Source organism: Candidatus Symbiothrix dinenymphae (genome assembly GCF_001431085.1).
This window is the reverse complement of record NZ_BBRU01000487.1, coordinates 1-401: the sequence shown is the minus strand read 5'-3', so window position 1 is coordinate 401 and position 401 is coordinate 1. Positions and strand designations below refer to the sequence as shown.

The 401-nt window shown below is 45.4% G+C and carries 1 pseudogene; it reads right to left on the bottom strand.

Annotation, left to right across the window (positions count from 1 at the left end):
• Nucleotides 1–173: 173 nt before the first annotated feature.
• Nucleotides 174–401, bottom strand: a pseudogene (locus ASC50_RS05250) (tryptophan--tRNA ligase); the annotation flags it as partial.

Sequence of the window (401 nt, the reverse complement as noted above, 5' to 3'; positions counted from 1 at the left end):
GCATTAGGATTGCCCTGCGAAATGCCCATTCTTATCATTTTTCCACTCATACGCTTCACTTTTTTAACCGTTAACGAGGGGCAAAGGTAGTCATTTTTTTTGTCTTTTACAGGAAATGGTATGGAAAATTTTGTCTGAACTAATTGAACTTGCCGCCATTTTTTTTGTCTGATTCAGACAAAGTAATTCAGCCCCATAATCTCGCGCACATCGCGCAGGGTTTTGCTTGCGCTTTCGCGTGCTTTCTCGGCGCCGGCTTGAGTCACTTTGCGGAGGTAGGCGTTGTCGTTGATGATGTCGTTGATGCGCTCTCGGATTGGGGTGGTGACTTTGATGATGTCTTCTGCCAGCTGTTTTTTGAGGTTGCCGTACCATTTTTGTTCGCCGGTGTTCCACAAATT